Here is a 234-nt window from a genome sequence, read left to right as displayed (position 1 = left end):
GGTCAATCTCACGTTCCGGCTGCGGGATAGAAGCATCAACCGCTTCCATCAGCTTCAGAATCGCTTCCTTGCCAATCTCGTCATCCCGGCCCTCAAGAGCCGCAAGAGCAGAACCGCCAACAATCGGAATGTCATCGCCCGGGAAATCATACTCGGACAGAAGCTCGCGGATTTCCATCTCGACAAGCTCGATCAGCTCTTCGTCATCGACAAGGTCAACCTTGTTCATGAACA

1 protein-coding gene is annotated in these 234 nt (G+C 53.4%); it reads right to left on the bottom strand.

Translation table 11 applies throughout. The features are described from left to right. Positions 1-234 (bottom strand): GTP-binding protein (locus GQE98_RS13890; RefSeq protein ID WP_343044220.1); only part of this gene is annotated, 234 nt, incomplete at both ends.

The organism is Sneathiella litorea, assembly GCF_009882915.1.
Classification (GTDB): domain Bacteria; phylum Pseudomonadota; class Alphaproteobacteria; order Sneathiellales; family Sneathiellaceae; genus Sneathiella; species Sneathiella litorea.
This window is presented reverse-complemented; position numbering and strand designations above follow the sequence as displayed.